Source organism: Pedobacter gandavensis (genome assembly GCF_032677645.1).
Lineage (GTDB): Bacteria > Bacteroidota > Bacteroidia > Sphingobacteriales > Sphingobacteriaceae > Pedobacter > Pedobacter gandavensis_A.
The window spans coordinates 162,921-180,934 of the sequence record NZ_JAVTSB010000006.1 but is presented as its reverse complement, the minus strand read 5'-3'; the positions used below and the strand labels follow the sequence as shown (position 1 = coordinate 180,934).

Here is an 18,014-nt window from a genome sequence, read left to right as displayed (position 1 = left end):
TTGATTATAAAAAACAAAGCAATTACGATTATGAAAAGAAGAACCTTTTTTATCCTCGCGGGCATCTCAACCGGGTTACTGATCCTTCCGCCTGCTTTATATATTTCGGCTCCGCCATTAAGGAAATTTGTGGTAAAAATCATTCAAAAAGAACTCCATTACCTAAAACTGGAGCCTATTGGCTTAGAAAAGTATGTAGATGATTTTTTCAACAGTTCGATAAACGACATGCTGGTCAACTTACGCTGGAAAACCTTTTATTATTTAAAAATTAGTCCGAATCAATCTGCACAAGTATTTGACCTGATTAAATACTATTTATTGTCGACAGATTTCTTTATTCATAAAACTGACGAGACCCGAATCATCAGCTATCTCGGTTTTTACAATCCCTATAAAAGCCCTATCCCTAACCCCTATTCCTTCCAGATTTATCCTCCTGAAAGTCCAGCGACGCTATAGATTTCCTTTCTTCAACTCATTAGCAGCATACTCGCAAGCTCTTGCCGTAAGCGCCATATAAGTTAAAGAAGGATTTTGGCAGGCAGAAGAAGTCATACAACTACCATCGGTCACAAATACGTTTTTAGCCGCGTGAATCTGGTTAAAACCATTTAAAACAGAAGTCTTCGGGTCTCTTCCCATTCTTGCGGTACCCATTTCATGCACAGTAGCACCACCAGGTCTATGATAATTGAAAGTCTGAATATCCCTGAAACCTGCATCATTCAGCATTTCTCCTGAACTCTGTTTAATATCTTCCATCATCCGACGTTCATTCTCCTTAAACTCGAAATCAATTTTCAGCTGAGGCAATCCCCATTTATCCACCTGTCTACTATCCAGGCTAATCATATTGTCGTGATTAGGCAAACATTCTCCCCAACCTGCCATCCATATGAACCATGGCCCGGGAGTGGTTAGTCTATTTTTAAAATCTACACCAAACCCATCTTCTGCGGAACGGTCTTGCCATTCTGTGCGCTCTCCATGCCCTTGAATATTATATCCCCGGACATAAGACATTTCTGCTTCATTTTTAAGGTTCCGATACCTGGGGATCAGGAAACCACTTGGCCTTCTGCCCTTATAATAAGATTCTTTATAACCATCATGAACGCCATAAGCACCTGAAGAAGAATGATGATCCATCAGGTTGTGACCTAATTCCCCGCTGTCATTGCCCATCCCATCGGGAAACCTGTTAGATTTTGACTGCAACAAAATACCTGCTGTTGCAATCGTAGAAGCATTTATAAAGATGATTTTCGCGTAATAATTGAAACTTTCTTTAGTCAGACTATCAATTACGCGAACCCCTATTGCCTTTTGAATCCGGTCGTCATACAATATTTCTGCAACAATGGCATGAGGCCTTAAGGTTAAGTTTCCTGTTGCGAAAGCTGCAGGGATAGTTGAGCTGTTGCTACTGAAATATCCACCAAAAGGACAACCTCTGGAGCATAGGTTCCGGTTTTGACAAGGCCCTCTATGGTCCCATCCTTTAGTCAGATTTGCCACCCTTGCAATGGTAAGCAAGCGACTCTGGTCTTTCTTGTGAATAGCATCTGCCAGGTGGCTTTCGATACAATTTAATTCCATTGCGGGTAGAAACTCGCCATCCGGCAACTGAGAAAGCCCTTCATGCTTACCGCTTACCCCAATAAATTTCTCTACATATCCATACCAGGGGGCGAGATCATGGTAGCGGATAGGCCAGTCAACCCCATGTCCGTCTTTCAGATTTGCCTCAAAATCAAGATCACTCAGGCGATAACACTGACGTCCCCAGGTTAGGGAACGACCACCAACCTGATACCCACGAACCCAATCAAATGGCTTTTCCTGAATATAAGGATGCTCCGTATCATTCACATAAAAATGTGCGTTTCCAGGATCAGAGTTTCTGGATTGGACCGGGCTTTCTTCAATTTCCCTGAGTGTATGATTCATTCCATGTTTAAAATCCCATGGTTTTAGCATAGCTGTAGGATAGTCTTTGATATGCTCTACCGTTCTTCCTCTTTCCAGCAACAAGGTTTTCATTCCTTTTTTACACAATTCCATTGCTGCCCAGCCTCCACTAATTCCAGAACCGATAACTATCGCGTCATAACTAGTGTTAGCATCATTTGAACTATACATATAAAATTATTTTGTTGCCCAGGATCTCTGGTTTTTGGTGAGTGGAATACAAGCCTGGTAATTATGGGGAATATAATCGTAATCAAGCCCCTTAGTTGCCCCAACCTGCGAAATGCAATAACCTTCTACCGTGAGTTCTTTTAACTTCACAAAGAACGGTTGTCCTAAGAATTTGCGGTCGATCTTGTTTAAGATATTATAGTGGTAAACAGATTTCTTTTCAAAGTGCTTTAAAATGGCCGTTTTTTCTGCGATGGAACAATTGGAAAACGAAGTATGGTAGGTATTTAAGGTATACTCCTTCAGTTCATTTAAACCGTAAATAAAATTGTTCTGGGTTTTAATATCCGTACAGGATTCGATCATATCCACAATAAAGACATCCACCATCGCATCTTTTGCGCCAGGTGTATCTGTTCCGGGAATGATGACTTCTGCCAGTTCTGCAATTAACCCCTGCATCTCATGAAGCGCATGATGGTCCGGCTTTCCACTTAAACTAAACCACTTGTATAATGAAAAAGAGGAGAGCCCCAGTGACGAAAAGACAACGAAGCCTTTAATTAACGTCCTTCTGTTCATTTTATTTTAAATAACCTAAGCATTTCATCGTAAATATATAGATATATTATCATATTCCGAAAGGAATATCTACTCCTAAAAATATGTTTAAACCATTATAAGGCACGAATATTGAGTATTCCTCAGTAATTTATTATATTTATTTAAATTTATCGCTATAATCATTTTAATGAGACCCATATCTATTCCAAAAAGCATAGCTAAGTTTAACAAAGGACGGGCCGAATTAGAAAAAGAAATCCCGGGTATTGCTGCAAACTTCAAGCGATTACATGCTGAAAACCCACTGATTTCCATTATCATACCCGCGTACAACGAAGAAGAGAATATCCTGAAAACATTGTATTCCCTTTCCTTAACAACGTCTGTGCACCCTATCGAAGTTATTGTAGTGAACAACAATTCTAAAGATGCAACGGAAGCACTGGCCACAGCCTGTGGAGTTACCTGCATTACAGAAACCAAACAAGGTATTACCAATGCAAGGAATGCCGGACTGGCGGTTGCAAAAGGCACTTATATCATTAATGCCGATGCAGATACCATTTACCCTGGCCCATGGATAGACGACATGGTTTCCCCACTTATTAATGATTCTTCAGTATGTCTTACCTATGGTAAATTTTCTTTTATCCCGATTGCAGAAACGCCTAGACTAGTGTATTTCTTTTACGAATATATATCTGATTTAAACCGTAAGATTTGTCAGTTGTTTAAAGAGGAAGCGCTGAATGTTTATGGGTTTAACTCTTCTTGCCGCAGGCTAGAATGTGTTTCGGTGGATGGCTTTAACCACCCTGATGGAACTAACGAAGATGGTTGGCTGGCGATTAAACTTCGTGAAAAAGGTTATGGAAAATTCCGTTGGGTAACTACAAACAGAAGTATAGTGTGGACCACAGATAGAAGGATTCAAATCGACGGTGGCCTCTATAAAGCCACATACGACAGGCTCGCAAAGAACTTAAGTTTCACACACCTACGTGCGCGGAACTAAGCTCCTGTAAACCTCTTCGACACTTCTGGTCATCCTATCTACGTTGAATTTTTCCGCAACAGTGGCCCCTGCCTGTATACCGAGGCGGGTTCGCAGCTCGGTGTTTTCGATCAGCAAAGTGATGGCCTCCGCTAGCTTGTCAGGATTAGAAACCGGTACAAGAATTCCATTCTGACCAGGTTGAATCAGGTCATTAATCCCGTCAATTTCCGTCGCAACGATTGCCTTTTTCATGGCCATAGCCTCTAATAGCGCAATTGGTAACCCTTCCCAAAGTGAGGGCAGACAAAAAATATCCACCGCATTCAGTACATCCGGAATATCACTTCTAAAATCCTGAAAGGTCACACGGTCGTTCAGGTTTAGCGAAGTGGCTAATTCCAACATTTCGGCTTTCAATTCTCCATCACCAACGATCAAAAACTTCGCATTTAAATCCGAAGGGACCCTGGCAATAGCTCTCAGAAAATTGAGTGGTTCTTTTTGCGCGGTAATTCTGGCAATGTATCCGATCAGGACCGCATCAGAGGGAATATTTAGCTCTGTCCGTACTGGTTTAAATGTCTGATCAGGACTGAATTTCTGCTGATTGATCCCGTTTAAAATCACAGTAGCTTCAGGCATTGGGAATTTCAACAATCCCTCATTCAGGTTACTCTGCGAAACACAAATGGTCTTATTTGCCATGTTCACCAGAAAACGCTCACTCAAGGTCCGGATAATTTTCACCGCTGCTGATTGATCCGGATGAAATGACCAGCCGTGTACCGTATAAATAATCGGGATGCTTAAAGATTTCGCTGTAGAAAAAGTATTGGAGTTTGCCCTGGTCCCATGAGCATGAATCAAATCAATCTTTTCCTGCTCCACAATTTTCTTTACTGCTTTCCATACCTTATAATTGAAAGGTTTTTCGGTTGGCACCACATAAACTTTAAACCCATCTGCACGCAGTTTTTCAACCATCGGACCTTCAGTGAAGGATAGAATCACCGATTCAAACTCCTGCTTATTCAGTTCATTAACCAGGTCAAGCACATGAGTTTCCCCACCTCCTACTTTGCCTTGTCTGATCGCCTGAAGGATCTTTATCTTTCTTAACATACGTGTAAATAAAAGTTATAGTTCGTCAATTTTATGCTCATGATAATGTACCGTTGCCGTAGAAATTTTATTCGCTCGTTTTGCTTTAAATAAAGACACGATTTGCAAAAAGATAAACATGGGAATTTTACGCAGCGCGTGATACACCACTGTAGGTGCTTTAAAATAATTCAAGGCAATAAAGAAAATCAGGAAGAAGCTCAATATCGAAAAGCCCCAAAACAACAACATGCCGGGCATAAGAAATAAGTCGGCCAGCACACTAAGTCCGGTTAACCCAACAATGATAAATAAAGGAGGTCTGGAGAAAACCAATCCGCATAAAAACTGATTCCAGTTCAAATTTACCAGGCCAATAACCAGCAGTTTCAGCCCTCTTCCAGCATATTTAAACCAAGTATTGATCCAACGTGCCCGTTGATTTACCAATTGATCCGGTTTAGACGTTTTTTCATCATAAACGATGGCCTTTTCCGCAAAAGCGATACGTTTTGCCCGATCTAAAATTGCCATTTGCAGCACCTTATCGAAACCAGCGCCTTCAATATTTAAAGACTCCAGGCATTCTCTGTAAAATGCGGTTGTAAAAGCCATTCCTGACCCCGCAAGGGAAGCAGAAGAACCTACATCAAATAACAACTTCCGGTCAATAAAACGATAATACATATCACCTGCTTCATCCAGACAAGCATAGTCTGTATTCAGATTCTTCGCTTTCCGAACACCCTGAACCGCAATAAACCCTCTGGCAAAAAAATCATTTAATTCATTCAGATATTCCGGATCTACCAGGTTATCGCTGTCAATAATCGTCAGGTATTCATGGTCTCTTTTGAAATGCTTTACCGCATAAAAATGCGATTTGGTATTACTGGCTAATGTTTCTTCCGGTCTGAGCAGGATCACTTTATCACTATTAAAGTTTAAGCCGGTAATATCGCAATTATCAGCAACCACATAAACCAGGTAGTTTTTATAATTTAATTTCAGAATAGAATCCACCACCGAAGGCAGTAAATTTGTCTGCTGATAAGCCGTTACAATAATGGCATAGTCATGTTCCTTTACCCCAATAGCGCGGGCAGGCAAATCATGTTTTTTAAAATGCAGTAAATACAAGATCAGGGGCAAGATCAAATGAACCCCTACCAAAACCTGAAATACTACAAAAATAAAGTATAAAACCTCCATATTAAAAACCCGTTATCAGCTAATCTGTAGCCTGTTTATTTCCCGGACCGTTCTTTTTGAACCGATCCTATTGCATTATAAATTTCTGCCACACTATTTTCCCAGGTGTGTTGCAGTGCAAAACCTCTTCTTGCCTGATGTAGCTCCTGAGTATCATTTTCCAGCGCCAGTGCAACCAGATTCACATAATCCGCTTTTGACTCCGCAAGGTAAACGAAATCACTAAACGTTTCCATCGCTTTTGTGGCGGTAGCCACTACCGGTTTGCCCATGGCAAGGTATTCATCAATTTTTCGCGGGTAATTCCCAATCGTCACCTCATTCACCAATTGAGGATTGATACAAACATCAAAAGCATTGATATAATCCGGTAAATCGGCAATAGGCTTAATTCCGGTAAAGATAATATTGGGAATCTCATGAAGCACACTGCTCTTAAACACCTCATCTTCAGGACCAACCAACACAATATTCCAATCTGGTCTGGCCAATGCTAAGTGTGAAAGGATTTCTATATCTAAACGAATGCTCTGTAAGGCCCCCACATAACCAATCACTGGTCCTTTTAATGCTCTAATATCAAGGGGAGCTTGCTTTTCCGTATCTTCTACAAAAATATCCAGGTCACAACCCTGTCCCACGTAATAAGAATGAGGATTAAACTGTTTACAATAATCTGCCAGGAAAGTTGAATTAGCTACACAAAGATCATTGCTGGCAATCAGCTTTGGTTCCAGCTCCTGACCATGTTTTTTCCAGTAATCAACGGCTACCATATAATCTCTGGAGTAATAAATACTGAGCGCAGGTTTTAAGAGTTTATTCAGGAAAAACCCTTTAAACATCTCATTATCATTAAAAAGGATGATATCCTTAAAATTTAACCGATCCAAAGCAGGCAGAATTGACCGCGATAAAATTTTATTGTTTCGTAAGTTCAGGAAATTGAAAACCTTAGTACTCCCAATCCAGTTGATTGATTCTACCATACAATCCGGATAGAAATTCCAAAGGTTGTCTTGAATCAGGATCAGATTTTCTTCTTTTCCCTGAATCATATCCTGTCTTTTTTTGATTTTAGGATCTTGTTTATTTCTGTATAAGGTGATTCGATCTAAAGGGGAATTGATATACAATACCCTGTTATTTTTACTAAATTCCAGTGCGATATTCTTACAGTTACTCCCAATCTCGGTATCCCAGGGCTGTTGTCCAATTACTACAATGTCCCTATTCCTGATCATATTACTCATGTATACAGCTTAAATTTCTCAACGTTTTTTATGCTCATTTAGTTACCGGCAGCATTAACGCGCTCCCAGATTCCAGATGCCGGATTATATTTTTTGATCACCTTTGCCGGATTTCCTACAGCTACACTAAATGGAGGAACATCTTTCGTGACAATACTTCCCGCCCCGATAATACAATGTTTTCCCAGCGTAACGCCGGCAGTAATTACGGCATTGGCCCCTATCCATACATCATCTTCAATGGTGATCTGCTTACAAGTTTCTTTTTGTCTCCTTGGGGAGACCGTTACATCTTCAAAACCATGATTCAATGCAGAGATCACAATGTTTTGCGCCAGCATCACCTCATTACCGATCGTTACCGGGCCTATGATCACATTCCCGATTCCAACAATCGTTTGATTGCCAATAATCACCTCACCCACCCCATTATTAACAGTAGCGAAATCCTCGATTACAGACTTAAACCCCATAACAAAGCGATTGTAGGGAAATACATCCATACGCGTTCTGCTCCTGATGATGGAACCCTTTCCTTTTTGATGCACAAAAGGATTCACCAGCCAGCGCACCCATAGTCTAGGACGATGTTCATTAGCAGGAATCATCAGCCTTAGCGCAAGCTTCTTTAATGCAGGATTAGATTTGATTTTTTCAACTATAGACATCAATACTGAAATTAGTTTTCATTTTTCTTTTTCCCTTTGAAAAACCCGATTAAAAAGCAGATCAAAGCCGGTATAGCGAATATTTCGTATGGCATTATATCTTTGGTTTTAAACTTTTATGGTGTTGATTTCTTATTTCTTCTTCAATTTTAGGGCTGATAAATACGAGCACCCAGGAAATATAAACGACGAAAGAGGACGGCGCTGTATTGATCACCTCATTAGCATAGCTACAGAACAAAATACCCGCATAGCCGGAGGTTAATGCCATTGTTTTTATTCTCAGACCCTGGTCCTCCGTCTTCCAGACAATACCACAACACTTTCCGAGAATATACATCATGATACAGAACCATAAAATGAAGCCTACAATGCCATACATTGCCCAAACTTTCACCCAATAACTATCCGGTTGTACCGTAGAAAGGAATTTATCCTTGTTATAAGTTTCTCCCCAGACCCCGATCACACCAAGTCCACCACCAAAAGGTCTGCTGGCCAGATAATCCCGTAAGATCTGTTGATTCATCAGTCTGACATTCAGAGAAGCCTCTTTAGGATCTAACGCAGTCCTCAATCTAAAGATCTGATAATTTCCATCCCCGATATTGGTGAATTTCAGGAAGCCAATAAAAGCAAGTGCTACTGCCCCTCCAATAATCATGACTTTAAATTTCTTGCTCAGTACCAGGGCCAGCAACAAACCGATAATCAAGGCAAATAAAGCGCCCCTTGTCCCTGAAATCAACATCCCATAAATCATGATCATAGATGCGATAAACAACAATGCCTTTTTCCACCATTTAAACGGCCCCAGGCAAAGAATCAAAGTGATTAAACCGATATGTGCCTGCGAGGCTCCAAATTGTCCTGCATCACTATAAAAAGAGAAAACTCTTAATTTTCCCCAGATCAGGTGAGTATTTGCGGCACCATCATCCAGGAACTTTTGCTCCCCCGGAGAGAGGCCAATATACATTTGTTTTAAACCATTAAAAGAGGCCAGTAAGGAGAGGCCAATAATGAGATACAAGAAGGTATTCAGGTCTTTATTCTTCTTCAACAGTAGAAAACCGAGGGGAACAATCAGGAAAGGATATAAAGCTGCTGCTCTAATCTCCTGTAACCAACCCTGTGGACTGGCTCCGGCAGGATTTGCGACTTCCAGCACACTGACAATTAGCCAGATTGTTAACAACCAGACAAAATCATTATTTAAGACTTTCCAATCGTATTGGTGTGCGGTAAAAATGATCGTCAGCCATCCCATTAAAAGAATTACCTCCTGTAGCGTTCCATAAGGAAAACCTCCTACTTCCCTTCCTAAGATACCGAAGGTAAAGATATAGAAGATCGTCATCCAGATGATCGTTTTAGGCTGCTGAATAAAACAAATCTGCAAGGCAATTCCGCAGGAAATCGCAATGACCAACACAGGCGCTAAAATACCCAGATCCGCTATGAATATAGAAGTACCGAGACAAATGAGTATTACAAAAGATATAATTGTAATACTCCATTTATTGCGCTGTTTGGTCCCGGGTGTGCTGTGCATTTAAAATCTTTTAAAAAATCTGTTCATTAAAGATAGAACTCTAAAACCAGGTTTTAGTTTTTACTGTTCGTCCGAATTTTGTTCAGAACCCATCCTAACAAACCAGGTTGTTCCTTCAAATAATTAAGTGCATCTCTGTCTGTATCCGAGATTACACCTCCTACTTCAAAAACAATCAGACTTTTTTCCGTAAACATCAGCCATTCCTTAGCGATATTAAGGTCTCTCATGCTATTAATATCAATAATAATCAAGTCAAATTCTTCTCTTAACACTTCAAAACCTGCTTTCAGGCTTTTATTGCTTTGTAATTCTAATAGAGAAGTATTGTCATTGTTTTTATTCAAAACGGTGATGAGGTCATCTGTACGGATTTCCTTTTTAACCAGGAAGGTCTCAAAATTCTCTCTGGTTACCAGTTCTTTCGAATTACTTGCTTCGGGAACATGATTTTCGCCACCAATAAGCAGGATTTTCTTCCCTGTCATGGCGAACGCCTGTGCCAGACTGGAAGCGAGAAAAGATTTCCCTTCACCCTCTCCGAGGCTGGTAATGCCCAGAATCTTACTATCATCGGCCTCCATGTGGTTAGAAATCTCCAACCGAATAGACCTCAATAAATTCTTATAAGCGATATAATCGGGGTTATTGGCATCATTCCAGATGCTTTTAATAGATTTCCCTTGTACATCTACCAGCGTCAGGTTTCCAATTATTGGTAAACCCGTTGCCTGTTCCAGTTGTTTAGGCGAATAAATACTATTATCCAGGAAGAAAAGCCCGACTACTGCCATAAAGCAAAGCGAGAAACTTCCGATTCCGGAAAGCGCCAGGTACAGCATTGCCTTTGAAGGCTCAGGAGTACCAATTAATCCATATTGTGCAATATTTAACTTTAAGCCGATATTCTGTTCCGTTCTGGTCTGATTATAACGATTTAAAGCCTCCATATAGTCCTTGGTAGCCAGGTCTGCATCTCTTTCATAATTCTGAATTCCTGCATCAAAAGGCACCATTTTGTTGTATTTACCCTTCAGCATCGCCAATTCTCTATCGATAGAAGCAATACTACTTCTGGCCTGATCTGTAGCAATTTGCAATGCTGCTCTTTGCTGTATCAAATTTTGTTTAGAAACCGTAGGATCAGTGATGTTATTGTCCGAATTACGGGCCGTCATATTGCTAAGTACATTACTAAGCGAATCAATTTTACGTTTATCCGATACTTTAAAACCACCATCAATATAGCGGTCATTTGCAACTTTAAGCTGATTTTTAAGGTTTACAATATCTCTGTTATCGGAAACTACATTTCCACCTACATAAGGATCAGCTCCTCGCAATTTCGCCTCAATAGCGGCAATAGCACCCTGATTTGACTGTATAGACCTTAAGGCTTGTGCTTTTAACTCTTCATTCTGAGAAATCTGACCATAAACGATTTCGCTTTGCTTATCCAGATTCAGGACGCCATTGGCCATCTTGAAATTCCTTAAAGCTTCATTTTTCTGGTTCATCACCTCTTCCTTTTTGCGGAGCAGGGAATCCAGTAAAACGATAGAATTATTCTGATTGAAATTTACATCCAGCGTATAATTTGAGATGAACTCTTTCGCAAGGGTATTCACTACATAAGCAGAAAGTTCAGGGTTTTCAGAAGTATATTTAACGGTGATAAAATCACTGCCATCGCCATGATAGATACTCAGTTTTTTATCCAGCGATTTTTCATCATACCCCATAGAGCTAATAATTTCATACAGCGGAAACTTCTCTTTATTGTCGGCAACGGTTAAAACACTCTTTTTCTCAATTTTAGATTTCAAAAGATCGATTAATTCTGCTTTTTGAGGAGCAGATAAGGAATCAATCTTCTTACTGTATTGTTTAAATGAAGTTTTAGGGTCTTCCAGATCATGCAACATCAAAGTGTAGGAAAGAATACTCATGATTTTTTTCATTTTCATCTTCTCCATGATATTGGCAAACTGTTGACTGGTTTGGTAATAATCCCTCCCCTGTCCGGCTTCAGTATAGACTTGCTTAGATTGATCTACCAATCCGGTAGAGATCTGTGCTTCAGAACTGTATTCTTTGGGCATATTTTTCACCATAAAGTAAGTTATTGCGACAGCAACAACCGGCACTATGATAATCAGCCACTTGTATCGGCTTAAATGTTTTGAAAAATCCTTAAAATCCATTGAGTTAAAGTAATGATAAATTTTGTTATTTAACGTCTGATAATTTCATGCCAATAATCTCTTCCAATGAATCTTTTGCAGAAAGCAAGCTTACTTCAGATTGGATTTTAGAGGTTAAAGAGGTCGACAAGTTAATTCTCGATTGGTTATACACATCTAAAGAAATTTCACCTTTCTCAAATTTATATTTTAAGTTCTCCGCCACGTTTTTATTATCCTGTACACTTTGTGTATTGATCTTCAACTGACTGATTTGCTGAATATAAGCATAATACCTTCTTTTAACCTCTACCGAAATCGCAAGATCATATTCTTCCGCCTGGTATTCTGCAATCTTTAAATCAGATTTTGCTTTTTTAGCATTGAATGGCTTTTGAAGAAAGGCACCCAGGTTAAGGTTTACACCAAACTGGAATCCATTTACATTGTATGGATTTACAGGATCAATTACTGATTTACCCTGAGGTCTGTAAAAATAAGAACCATTAAATATATCAAGGTACGAAAGTGCGGTGATCGGTATTTCGGCTTTTGCTTTAGTAACCGTTTCATTCATCGCTTTTCTTTTTGGGTAATTCTGCTTAGCCAACGAAATGTACTTCTCTAAATCCGCGTACTTAATTTCTCCTATGACTGATTCCTGGGCGTACGTATCCAGGCTTATAAACATTAATACAATTAATGCGATTTTAAATAGATTTTTCATGATTTGAGTTGGTTAAGAGAATTCTTGTTAGCGTTTATATTTTTTTAACTGGTTTATTTCGGGTTATACTTCTTCCTTTTGAATCAAGGCAGGGATTGTTTTCAATATAATCTTAAGGTCCAATAAGATCGAATAATTGTCTGCGTAATAGTTATCCAACTCTTTACGCTCTGTTTCAGACATATCTTTCTTCCCTCTTTTACTGATTTGCCATAGGCCGGTTAAACCTGCTGGGCCCAGAAATCGGGTAGACCATTCATTGGTTGTCAACTGTTCTGCTTCATATAGCGGCAGCGGGCGGTTCCCTACCAGCGACATATCTCCAATGAAAACATTGATCAGTTGTGGCAGCTCGTCGATACTTGTTTTCCTTAAAAAAGCGCCTAGTTTGGTAATTCTAGGATCGTCTTTAAATTTCACAAAAGCGGCTTTACCGTTCTTTTTATCAGATTCATTGGCATATTGGTTCAGATTAGCGATAGAATCGAGCATTTTATCGGCATCACTTCTCATCGATCTGAATTTATAAAAATCAAAGATGCGATATCCTGCACCTACCCTTTTACTCTTATAAATTACTGGTCCTTTAGATTCCAGGCGGATTAAAATGGCTACGATGATAAACAAGGGGAATAGAACCAATAGTGCCATACCCGATGCAACCACGTCAAAAGCGCGTTTAGCGAAGGGTGTCTGGTACTCTACTTCTACCTGTTGAGAAAGCTCCATCAATTTAGGTTTGATTAGCTTAAATTTAACTAAAAAATTAAGTCTTTCACAGAAATCTTCCAAAGGAAATGGATAAGTATAATAATCGTTCACCTTTAGCTCCAGTGCTTTCTTTCTCCAGCTCCTATCTTCTTTGATCCCGAGCAATACAATAATCAATCCCTGGAGCAGTGGATTTTTCTTAATTTCTCTAATCTGATCAAAGCAATTCTTATTGTCATCTACCTCAATTAAAATAATATCCGGCAAGGTCAACAATGATTGTTGATCCAGGTATCTTCTAAAATCCTCAGGATCGTCCATCTGCTCCACATTGGCATCAAACTCCTCGGCAATTACACTTTTAAGAAGTTTCCCAAAATGCACAATCTTAGCATTTATTTGAGGACGATTAATTGTAGACGTGTTCATTATGCGATAAGTTGAGCAATTTGAGTTTTTAATGTAGCCGGATTAAAAGGTTTTTCCATATAACTGTCTATTTTAAACGGCATATTTTTTACTTTTTCAGCAAGATCTTCGGCACCGGACAATAAGATGACCGGGGTATTTCTATAGAATCCACTGATTTTCAGGTTCCTGATCAGGGAGCTGCCATCAAAATAAGGCATCATCAAATCAGAGATAATCAAATCAGGATCATTCCCTTCTTCCAACCAGGCAATCGCTTCTATTCCACTTTTTTTAATGATTAAATCGTAATCTGCGGCTAAGATAAAACTCAACAATTTGAGAATACTAAGTTCATCATCAACAATTAATATACTTTTCTTGTGAGCTGTTTTACTTTCCATGTATTCTTTAGTGTGCGTCTTACCTGAACTCCACAACAAAAATTTATCCAAATATGGAGAATGATCTGTTTCAGAGGATCTGGCTGTACTGTTCTTGTTACTGATTTTATCTGTAAACATAATGCTTTTTCTAGTTAAAACTTTAATTAAACTTGCGTTGGTTTAAAAAAAGCAGTAATTACTATACTTCATATTCCTATCAGCTCAGTTATTTTATTTTGATCACGAAGGTTTGCATCCGACTTTCACCTTCCGTCCAGTCTTTCAGCTCATTAGAAACCACTCTTCCAGAAGAATCCATCACTAAAAGTCTGATCTTTTGCTCCTCTTTAGAAAGCAATGTGGTGATCAGGTTAAAGCCATTCGCATAGTAAAAAGCGATATCATCACTTCCCCGGTCGACCCTTACTTCATAATTCTTACCATTGACCTGGTAGTTAATCACACATTTATTACATTCCACTCTTAAGAGTCCTGCATTCTTTAAAACTACAGGGCTTTCAGCTTCTACGCCCTCCTTTTTACAGCTACCCAGAAACAGCGTAACTAATAACAATAATGGATATAATGCCCTCATTTTCCTGTAGTTTTATGAGATATTAAAGGAAAAAACCAAGCCAGACCTGTATTTTGACAAAATGAACTTCAAAATAAAGCAATAAACTTAGATGTAAGCATACTGAGCGGTATTTTCGATATTAAAAATATAATTGATGATCTCATAAACAACAGCTATAGGTAGTTTATTTTCCCAATAAAGGCCCCATTGTGGGCATTTTTCTACAACTTATCCCGCTCAAATAATAGGTGTTACACCGCCAAACCAGCCTCTACGGTGCATTTTTGAGGCATTTTATTTGTCCATCAAGGGACTTGGTTCGGCTGGCGAATTCGGATATCTAAGGTCATTTTCGCCATCGGGATTCCCCGAAATCCGCTCATGGTCGCTATTCAGATAGCTGTTAAACGAAAAATCCTCAGAGGAGCCATCGGCATCCAGTCCAAGATTGTTCTTTTCTTCATAAATTCTGCTGAGAAGTCTGTTTTTCTTGTAATTCATCCTGATATCGTTTTTATTATTCTTTAATTTTCCGGAAAGCCTGCCCTGTAAAAAGTTTAAGCCCTGGCAGGCGGGATTTAAGCACATTCCACACTGGCAATCCTATTGCCTTGAAATCCAGTTAAAACATACCTAAAGTAGATATTAGTCCGGATAAATTAACAAGTAGCTGTAATATAGGTTTTAACAAAATAAAATTTCCTAAATTTAAATTATCCTCCACCCTGATTTTAAGATTTTGATATTAATGTTCAATTCATTATTTTCACATCGAAATATATATATAAGAATATGCGTACAACAGGAAAAGTTAAATGGTTTAATTCTGCAAAAGGATTTGGATTTATAACTCCAGAAGATGGAGGAAAAGATATTTTCGTACATTTTTCTGCGATTGCAGGAGATTCATTCAGAGAATTGAATGAAGGAGACAGCGTAGAATTTGAATTGAATGAAGGAAAAAAAGGTCCTGAGGCTTCTAACGTAACCGTTCTTTAGTCTTTACATTCATTTTATAAAGGGGGTATGCTCAGGCATTACCCCTTTTTTTATTTATAATAGACCATGCAAAGTAATTTGACACCTATAAAACAACAGACCATCAGCATTCTTGGTTGTGGCTGGTACGGATTGGCACTGGCCAAACGCCTTTTAGCCGAAGGTTATTCCGTAAAAGGCTCAACAACCAGTCCCGAGAAAGTCGAAATTCTTTCTTCCATGGGCATCCAACCCTTCCTTCTTGATTTTCAAGAGCAGGGAGATACAAGTAATCCGGATTTCTTCAATACCGATATTTTAGTCATTGCCATACCCCCAAAAAGAAACACCTCAGAACAAGCCTCTTTTTCAGGGAAAATCCAAAAGATCGCCAGGCTAGCACAAGCAGCTAAAGTACCACAGGTTATTTTCATTAGTTCCACCGCAGTTTATGGGGAATCTAACGGGGAAACCAGCGTATCCAGCAAAACCATGCCTGATACACCATCCGGGAAAGCAATGCTGGAAACCGAGCAATTATTATCCGCCAACACTTCCTTTTCGACCACCATACTCCGTTTTGCCGGACTGATCGGTCCGGGAAGAAATCCGGGAAGGTTCTTTGCCGGGAAGCAGGACATTCCTAACGGCCAGGCTCCGGTAAACCTGGTGCACCAGGAAGACTGCGTAGAATTTACGCTGGCACTCATTCAACAGGACGCATTCGGGCAGATTTACAATGTCTGTAGTCCGGACCATCCCAGTAAACAGGAATTCTACGTCAAAGCTGCACAGCAATCACAACTTCCATTACCATCTTTCCAGGATCAGCTGTTAAAATGGAAAATTGTTTCCGGTTTACCGGCCAATTCCGCCTTCCATTACGAATACCGGATCGCTGATTTTTCAAAATGGATGGATACTGATCGCTTTTAAATTGATATATTGCTGCATTTAAGCAAGAGCGGAAATATGAAATTGACCATTTGGGGAGCAGCAAGACAGGTAACAGGGAGCATGCATCTGCTGGAATTAGCGGATTACAAAATACTCGTAGATTGTGGTCTGGATTATGAGAAAGACACCTATCAGGAAGAGAATCAGTATTTTCCTTTTGATCCGGGATCTATAGATGTCGTGATCCTTACCCATGCACATATTGATCATTCCGGGAATCTCCCTACCCTAATCAGGATGGGTTTTGAAGGACAGATTCTCTGCACTCCACCTACTGCTGACCTTACAGAATTACTTTTACTCGATTCTGTTAACATTTTTATCAATAAACAGACAAAATCCGGCAGAGGCCGTAAAAAAAGAGGACCGGGTCCGCAGCCACTTTACCTGCATAAACATGTTATGGATACGGTGGACAGGTTTGTAACCGTTAATTTCCATAAAAACTTCCGCATTAATCCGGAAGTATCCCTGGAGTTCATCCCTGTTGGCCACCTTCTGGGTGCCGCAGCTGTTGTTTTAACGGTACAGGATGAGGGAATCACTAAAAAGATAGCCTTCACCGGTGATATTGGCCGCAGCAACTACCCGGTATTGGGAGATCCTGAACCGATCCCTGAAGTAGATTACCTCGTTTCAGAATCTACTTATGGCGGAAGGCTACACAGCTCAGAAATGAGTCTGGAGCAGAAACTAATTGAAACGATTCAGGAATCTTGTATCAAAAATCCAGGCCGCCTGATCATTCCTGCCTTTAGTATCGGCAGAACCCAGTCGCTGGTATTTGCCTTAAATCAGATCTTTAGTAAGGGCTTACTTCCTTACGTGAAAATATTTGTAGATAGTCCACTAGCCGAATCTGCGACTACAATATACCGCAAACATTATCATTTACTGAATCAGGAGGCTCAGGATTTCTACAAACACCAGGGTGATCAGTTTGAATTTGAGGGACTCTCCTATGTTCATGATAAACGCGAGAGTATTTCCATTTCGAATTATCATGAGCCTTGTATTATTATCTCTTCGGCAGGCATGCTGGAAGGCGGAAGGATACAAGACCATCTATATTATAACATACAAAACTATTATTGCACGATCCTATTCATTGGGTATTGCTCCAAAGGGACGCTGGGCCACCGTTTACTCCGTGGAGATTCTATCGTTAGACTGAGAAACCGGGAATTAATGGTCTATGCTACCATTCAGAAAACAGATCTTTTGAGTGGTCATGGCGATCACAAAGATCTCGTCAATACGGTAAAACAACAGGATCCTTCCAAACTAAAACAAGTATTTCTGGTACATGGCGAAGATAAAAGCACGCAAAGTCTGGCAGAAGCCCTGCGGGAAATCGACTATAAAGTCAGTATTCCTGAGCTCGGAGAAGTCTTCGATTTATAATTTCTGTATTAAATACTATACACTAAATCTGAGCGTTGATCGGGATAGGTTGAAATTTAATACGTTATCAAGAAATCAATAACTCACTCATTATTAATGTATTCATAGGATTTTAAGCGCTAATAGTTGTTTGGCAAGATTATTTCAAGGGGGATTGTAGTTCAATAATACTAAAAGAACGCAAATAC

Annotated in this window: 18 protein-coding genes; 5 read left to right on the top strand and 13 right to left on the bottom strand. The window is 39.6% G+C overall.

From position 1 onward, the window contains the following. Positions 1-30 precede the first annotated feature (30 nt). On the top strand, positions 31-462 hold the full coding sequence (locus R2Q66_RS11715) for a hypothetical protein (protein WP_316749097.1): 432 nt from the start codon (positions 31-33) through the stop codon (positions 460-462). Here the strand turns inward: R2Q66_RS11715 and R2Q66_RS11710 are convergent. Both R2Q66_RS11710 and R2Q66_RS11705 read right to left on the bottom strand, forming a co-directional pair. After that, the gene (locus R2Q66_RS11710) at positions 457-2,145 is read right to left on the bottom strand and encodes a GMC family oxidoreductase (protein ID WP_316749095.1); all 1,689 of its coding nucleotides are present in this window, start codon (positions 2,143-2,145) and stop codon (positions 457-459) included. The two genes, R2Q66_RS11715 and R2Q66_RS11710, sit on opposite strands and share 6 nt — an antisense overlap. A 6-nt stretch (positions 2,146-2,151) precedes the next feature. Next, positions 2,152-2,727 (bottom strand): gluconate 2-dehydrogenase subunit 3 family protein, encoded by a 576-nt coding sequence (locus tag R2Q66_RS11705; RefSeq protein ID WP_316749093.1) that lies wholly within the window; start codon positions 2,725-2,727, stop codon positions 2,152-2,154. 169 nt (positions 2,728-2,896) lie between these two features. Between R2Q66_RS11705 and R2Q66_RS11700 the strand changes: the two genes are divergently transcribed. Continuing rightward, complete coding sequence (locus R2Q66_RS11700) at positions 2,897-3,724, top strand: glycosyltransferase family A protein (RefSeq protein ID WP_316749091.1); 828 nt, start codon at positions 2,897-2,899, stop codon at positions 3,722-3,724. Here the strand turns inward: R2Q66_RS11700 and R2Q66_RS11695 are convergent. The 11 genes from R2Q66_RS11695 to R2Q66_RS11645 all read right to left on the bottom strand — a co-directional run bounded on the left by R2Q66_RS11695 (position 3,707) and on the right by R2Q66_RS11645 (position 14,988). After that, positions 3,707-4,828 carry a glycosyltransferase family 4 protein gene (locus R2Q66_RS11695; RefSeq protein WP_316749089.1) on the bottom strand — a complete coding sequence of 374 codons (1,122 nt, stop codon included), beginning with the start codon at positions 4,826-4,828 and terminating at the stop codon, positions 3,707-3,709. The two genes, R2Q66_RS11700 and R2Q66_RS11695, sit on opposite strands and share 18 nt — an antisense overlap. 15 nt (positions 4,829-4,843) lie before the next feature. Continuing rightward, positions 4,844-6,019 (bottom strand): glycosyltransferase, encoded by a 1,176-nt coding sequence (locus R2Q66_RS11690; RefSeq protein WP_316749087.1) that lies wholly within the window; start codon positions 6,017-6,019, stop codon positions 4,844-4,846. Positions 6,020-6,054: 35 nt separating this feature from the next. Next, positions 6,055-7,272: a glycosyltransferase gene (locus R2Q66_RS11685; protein ID WP_316749085.1), complete on the bottom strand. Its 1,218-nt coding sequence runs from the start codon at positions 7,270-7,272 to the stop codon at positions 6,055-6,057. Positions 7,273-7,310: 38 nt separating this feature from the next. Continuing rightward, a complete protein-coding gene (locus R2Q66_RS11680; protein WP_316749083.1) occupies positions 7,311-7,940 on the bottom strand; it encodes an acyltransferase in 630 nt (209 codons plus the stop codon). Positions 7,941-8,034: 94 nt separating this feature from the next. After that, complete coding sequence (locus R2Q66_RS11675) at positions 8,035-9,495, bottom strand: O-antigen ligase family protein (protein ID WP_316749081.1); 1,461 nt, start codon at positions 9,493-9,495, stop codon at positions 8,035-8,037. Positions 9,496-9,548: 53 nt separating this feature from the next. After that, positions 9,549-11,699, bottom strand: coding sequence for an exopolysaccharide transport family protein (locus R2Q66_RS11670; protein ID WP_316749079.1), 2,151 nt, complete (start codon positions 11,697-11,699; stop codon positions 9,549-9,551). Positions 11,700-11,724: 25 nt separating this feature from the next. Further along, on the bottom strand, positions 11,725-12,405 hold the full coding sequence (locus R2Q66_RS11665; RefSeq protein ID WP_316749077.1) for a TolC family protein: 681 nt from the start codon (positions 12,403-12,405) through the stop codon (positions 11,725-11,727). A gap of 63 nt (positions 12,406-12,468) precedes the next feature. Continuing rightward, entirely contained in the window at positions 12,469-13,545 is a 1,077-nt protein-coding gene (locus tag R2Q66_RS11660) for a sugar transferase (RefSeq protein WP_316749075.1), read from the bottom strand. Further along, complete coding sequence (locus R2Q66_RS11655; protein WP_316749073.1) at positions 13,545-14,048, bottom strand: response regulator; 504 nt, start codon at positions 14,046-14,048, stop codon at positions 13,545-13,547. The genes R2Q66_RS11660 and R2Q66_RS11655 overlap by 1 nt, the downstream gene beginning before the upstream one ends. A gap of 88 nt (positions 14,049-14,136) precedes the next feature. Continuing rightward, positions 14,137-14,505, bottom strand: coding sequence for a hypothetical protein (locus R2Q66_RS11650; RefSeq protein WP_316749071.1), 369 nt, complete (start codon positions 14,503-14,505; stop codon positions 14,137-14,139). 276 nt (positions 14,506-14,781) lie between these two features. Then, the gene (locus R2Q66_RS11645; protein WP_316749069.1) at positions 14,782-14,988 is read right to left on the bottom strand and encodes a hypothetical protein; all 207 of its coding nucleotides are present in this window, start codon (positions 14,986-14,988) and stop codon (positions 14,782-14,784) included. A 291-nt stretch (positions 14,989-15,279) separates the two neighbouring features. Between R2Q66_RS11645 and R2Q66_RS11640 the strand changes: the two genes are divergently transcribed. From R2Q66_RS11640 to R2Q66_RS11630, 3 genes are all read left to right on the top strand, one after another. After that, positions 15,280-15,486, top strand: a complete 207-nt coding sequence (locus R2Q66_RS11640) for a cold-shock protein (protein WP_062548063.1) — start codon at positions 15,280-15,282, stop codon at positions 15,484-15,486. Positions 15,487-15,552: 66 nt separating this feature from the next. After that, a complete protein-coding gene (locus R2Q66_RS11635) occupies positions 15,553-16,401 on the top strand; it encodes an SDR family oxidoreductase (RefSeq protein ID WP_316749066.1) in 849 nt (282 codons plus the stop codon). Between the two features lie 36 nt (positions 16,402-16,437). Beyond that, complete coding sequence (locus R2Q66_RS11630; protein ID WP_316749064.1) at positions 16,438-17,826, top strand: MBL fold metallo-hydrolase; 1,389 nt, start codon at positions 16,438-16,440, stop codon at positions 17,824-17,826. Positions 17,827-18,014: the final 188 nt, after the last annotated feature.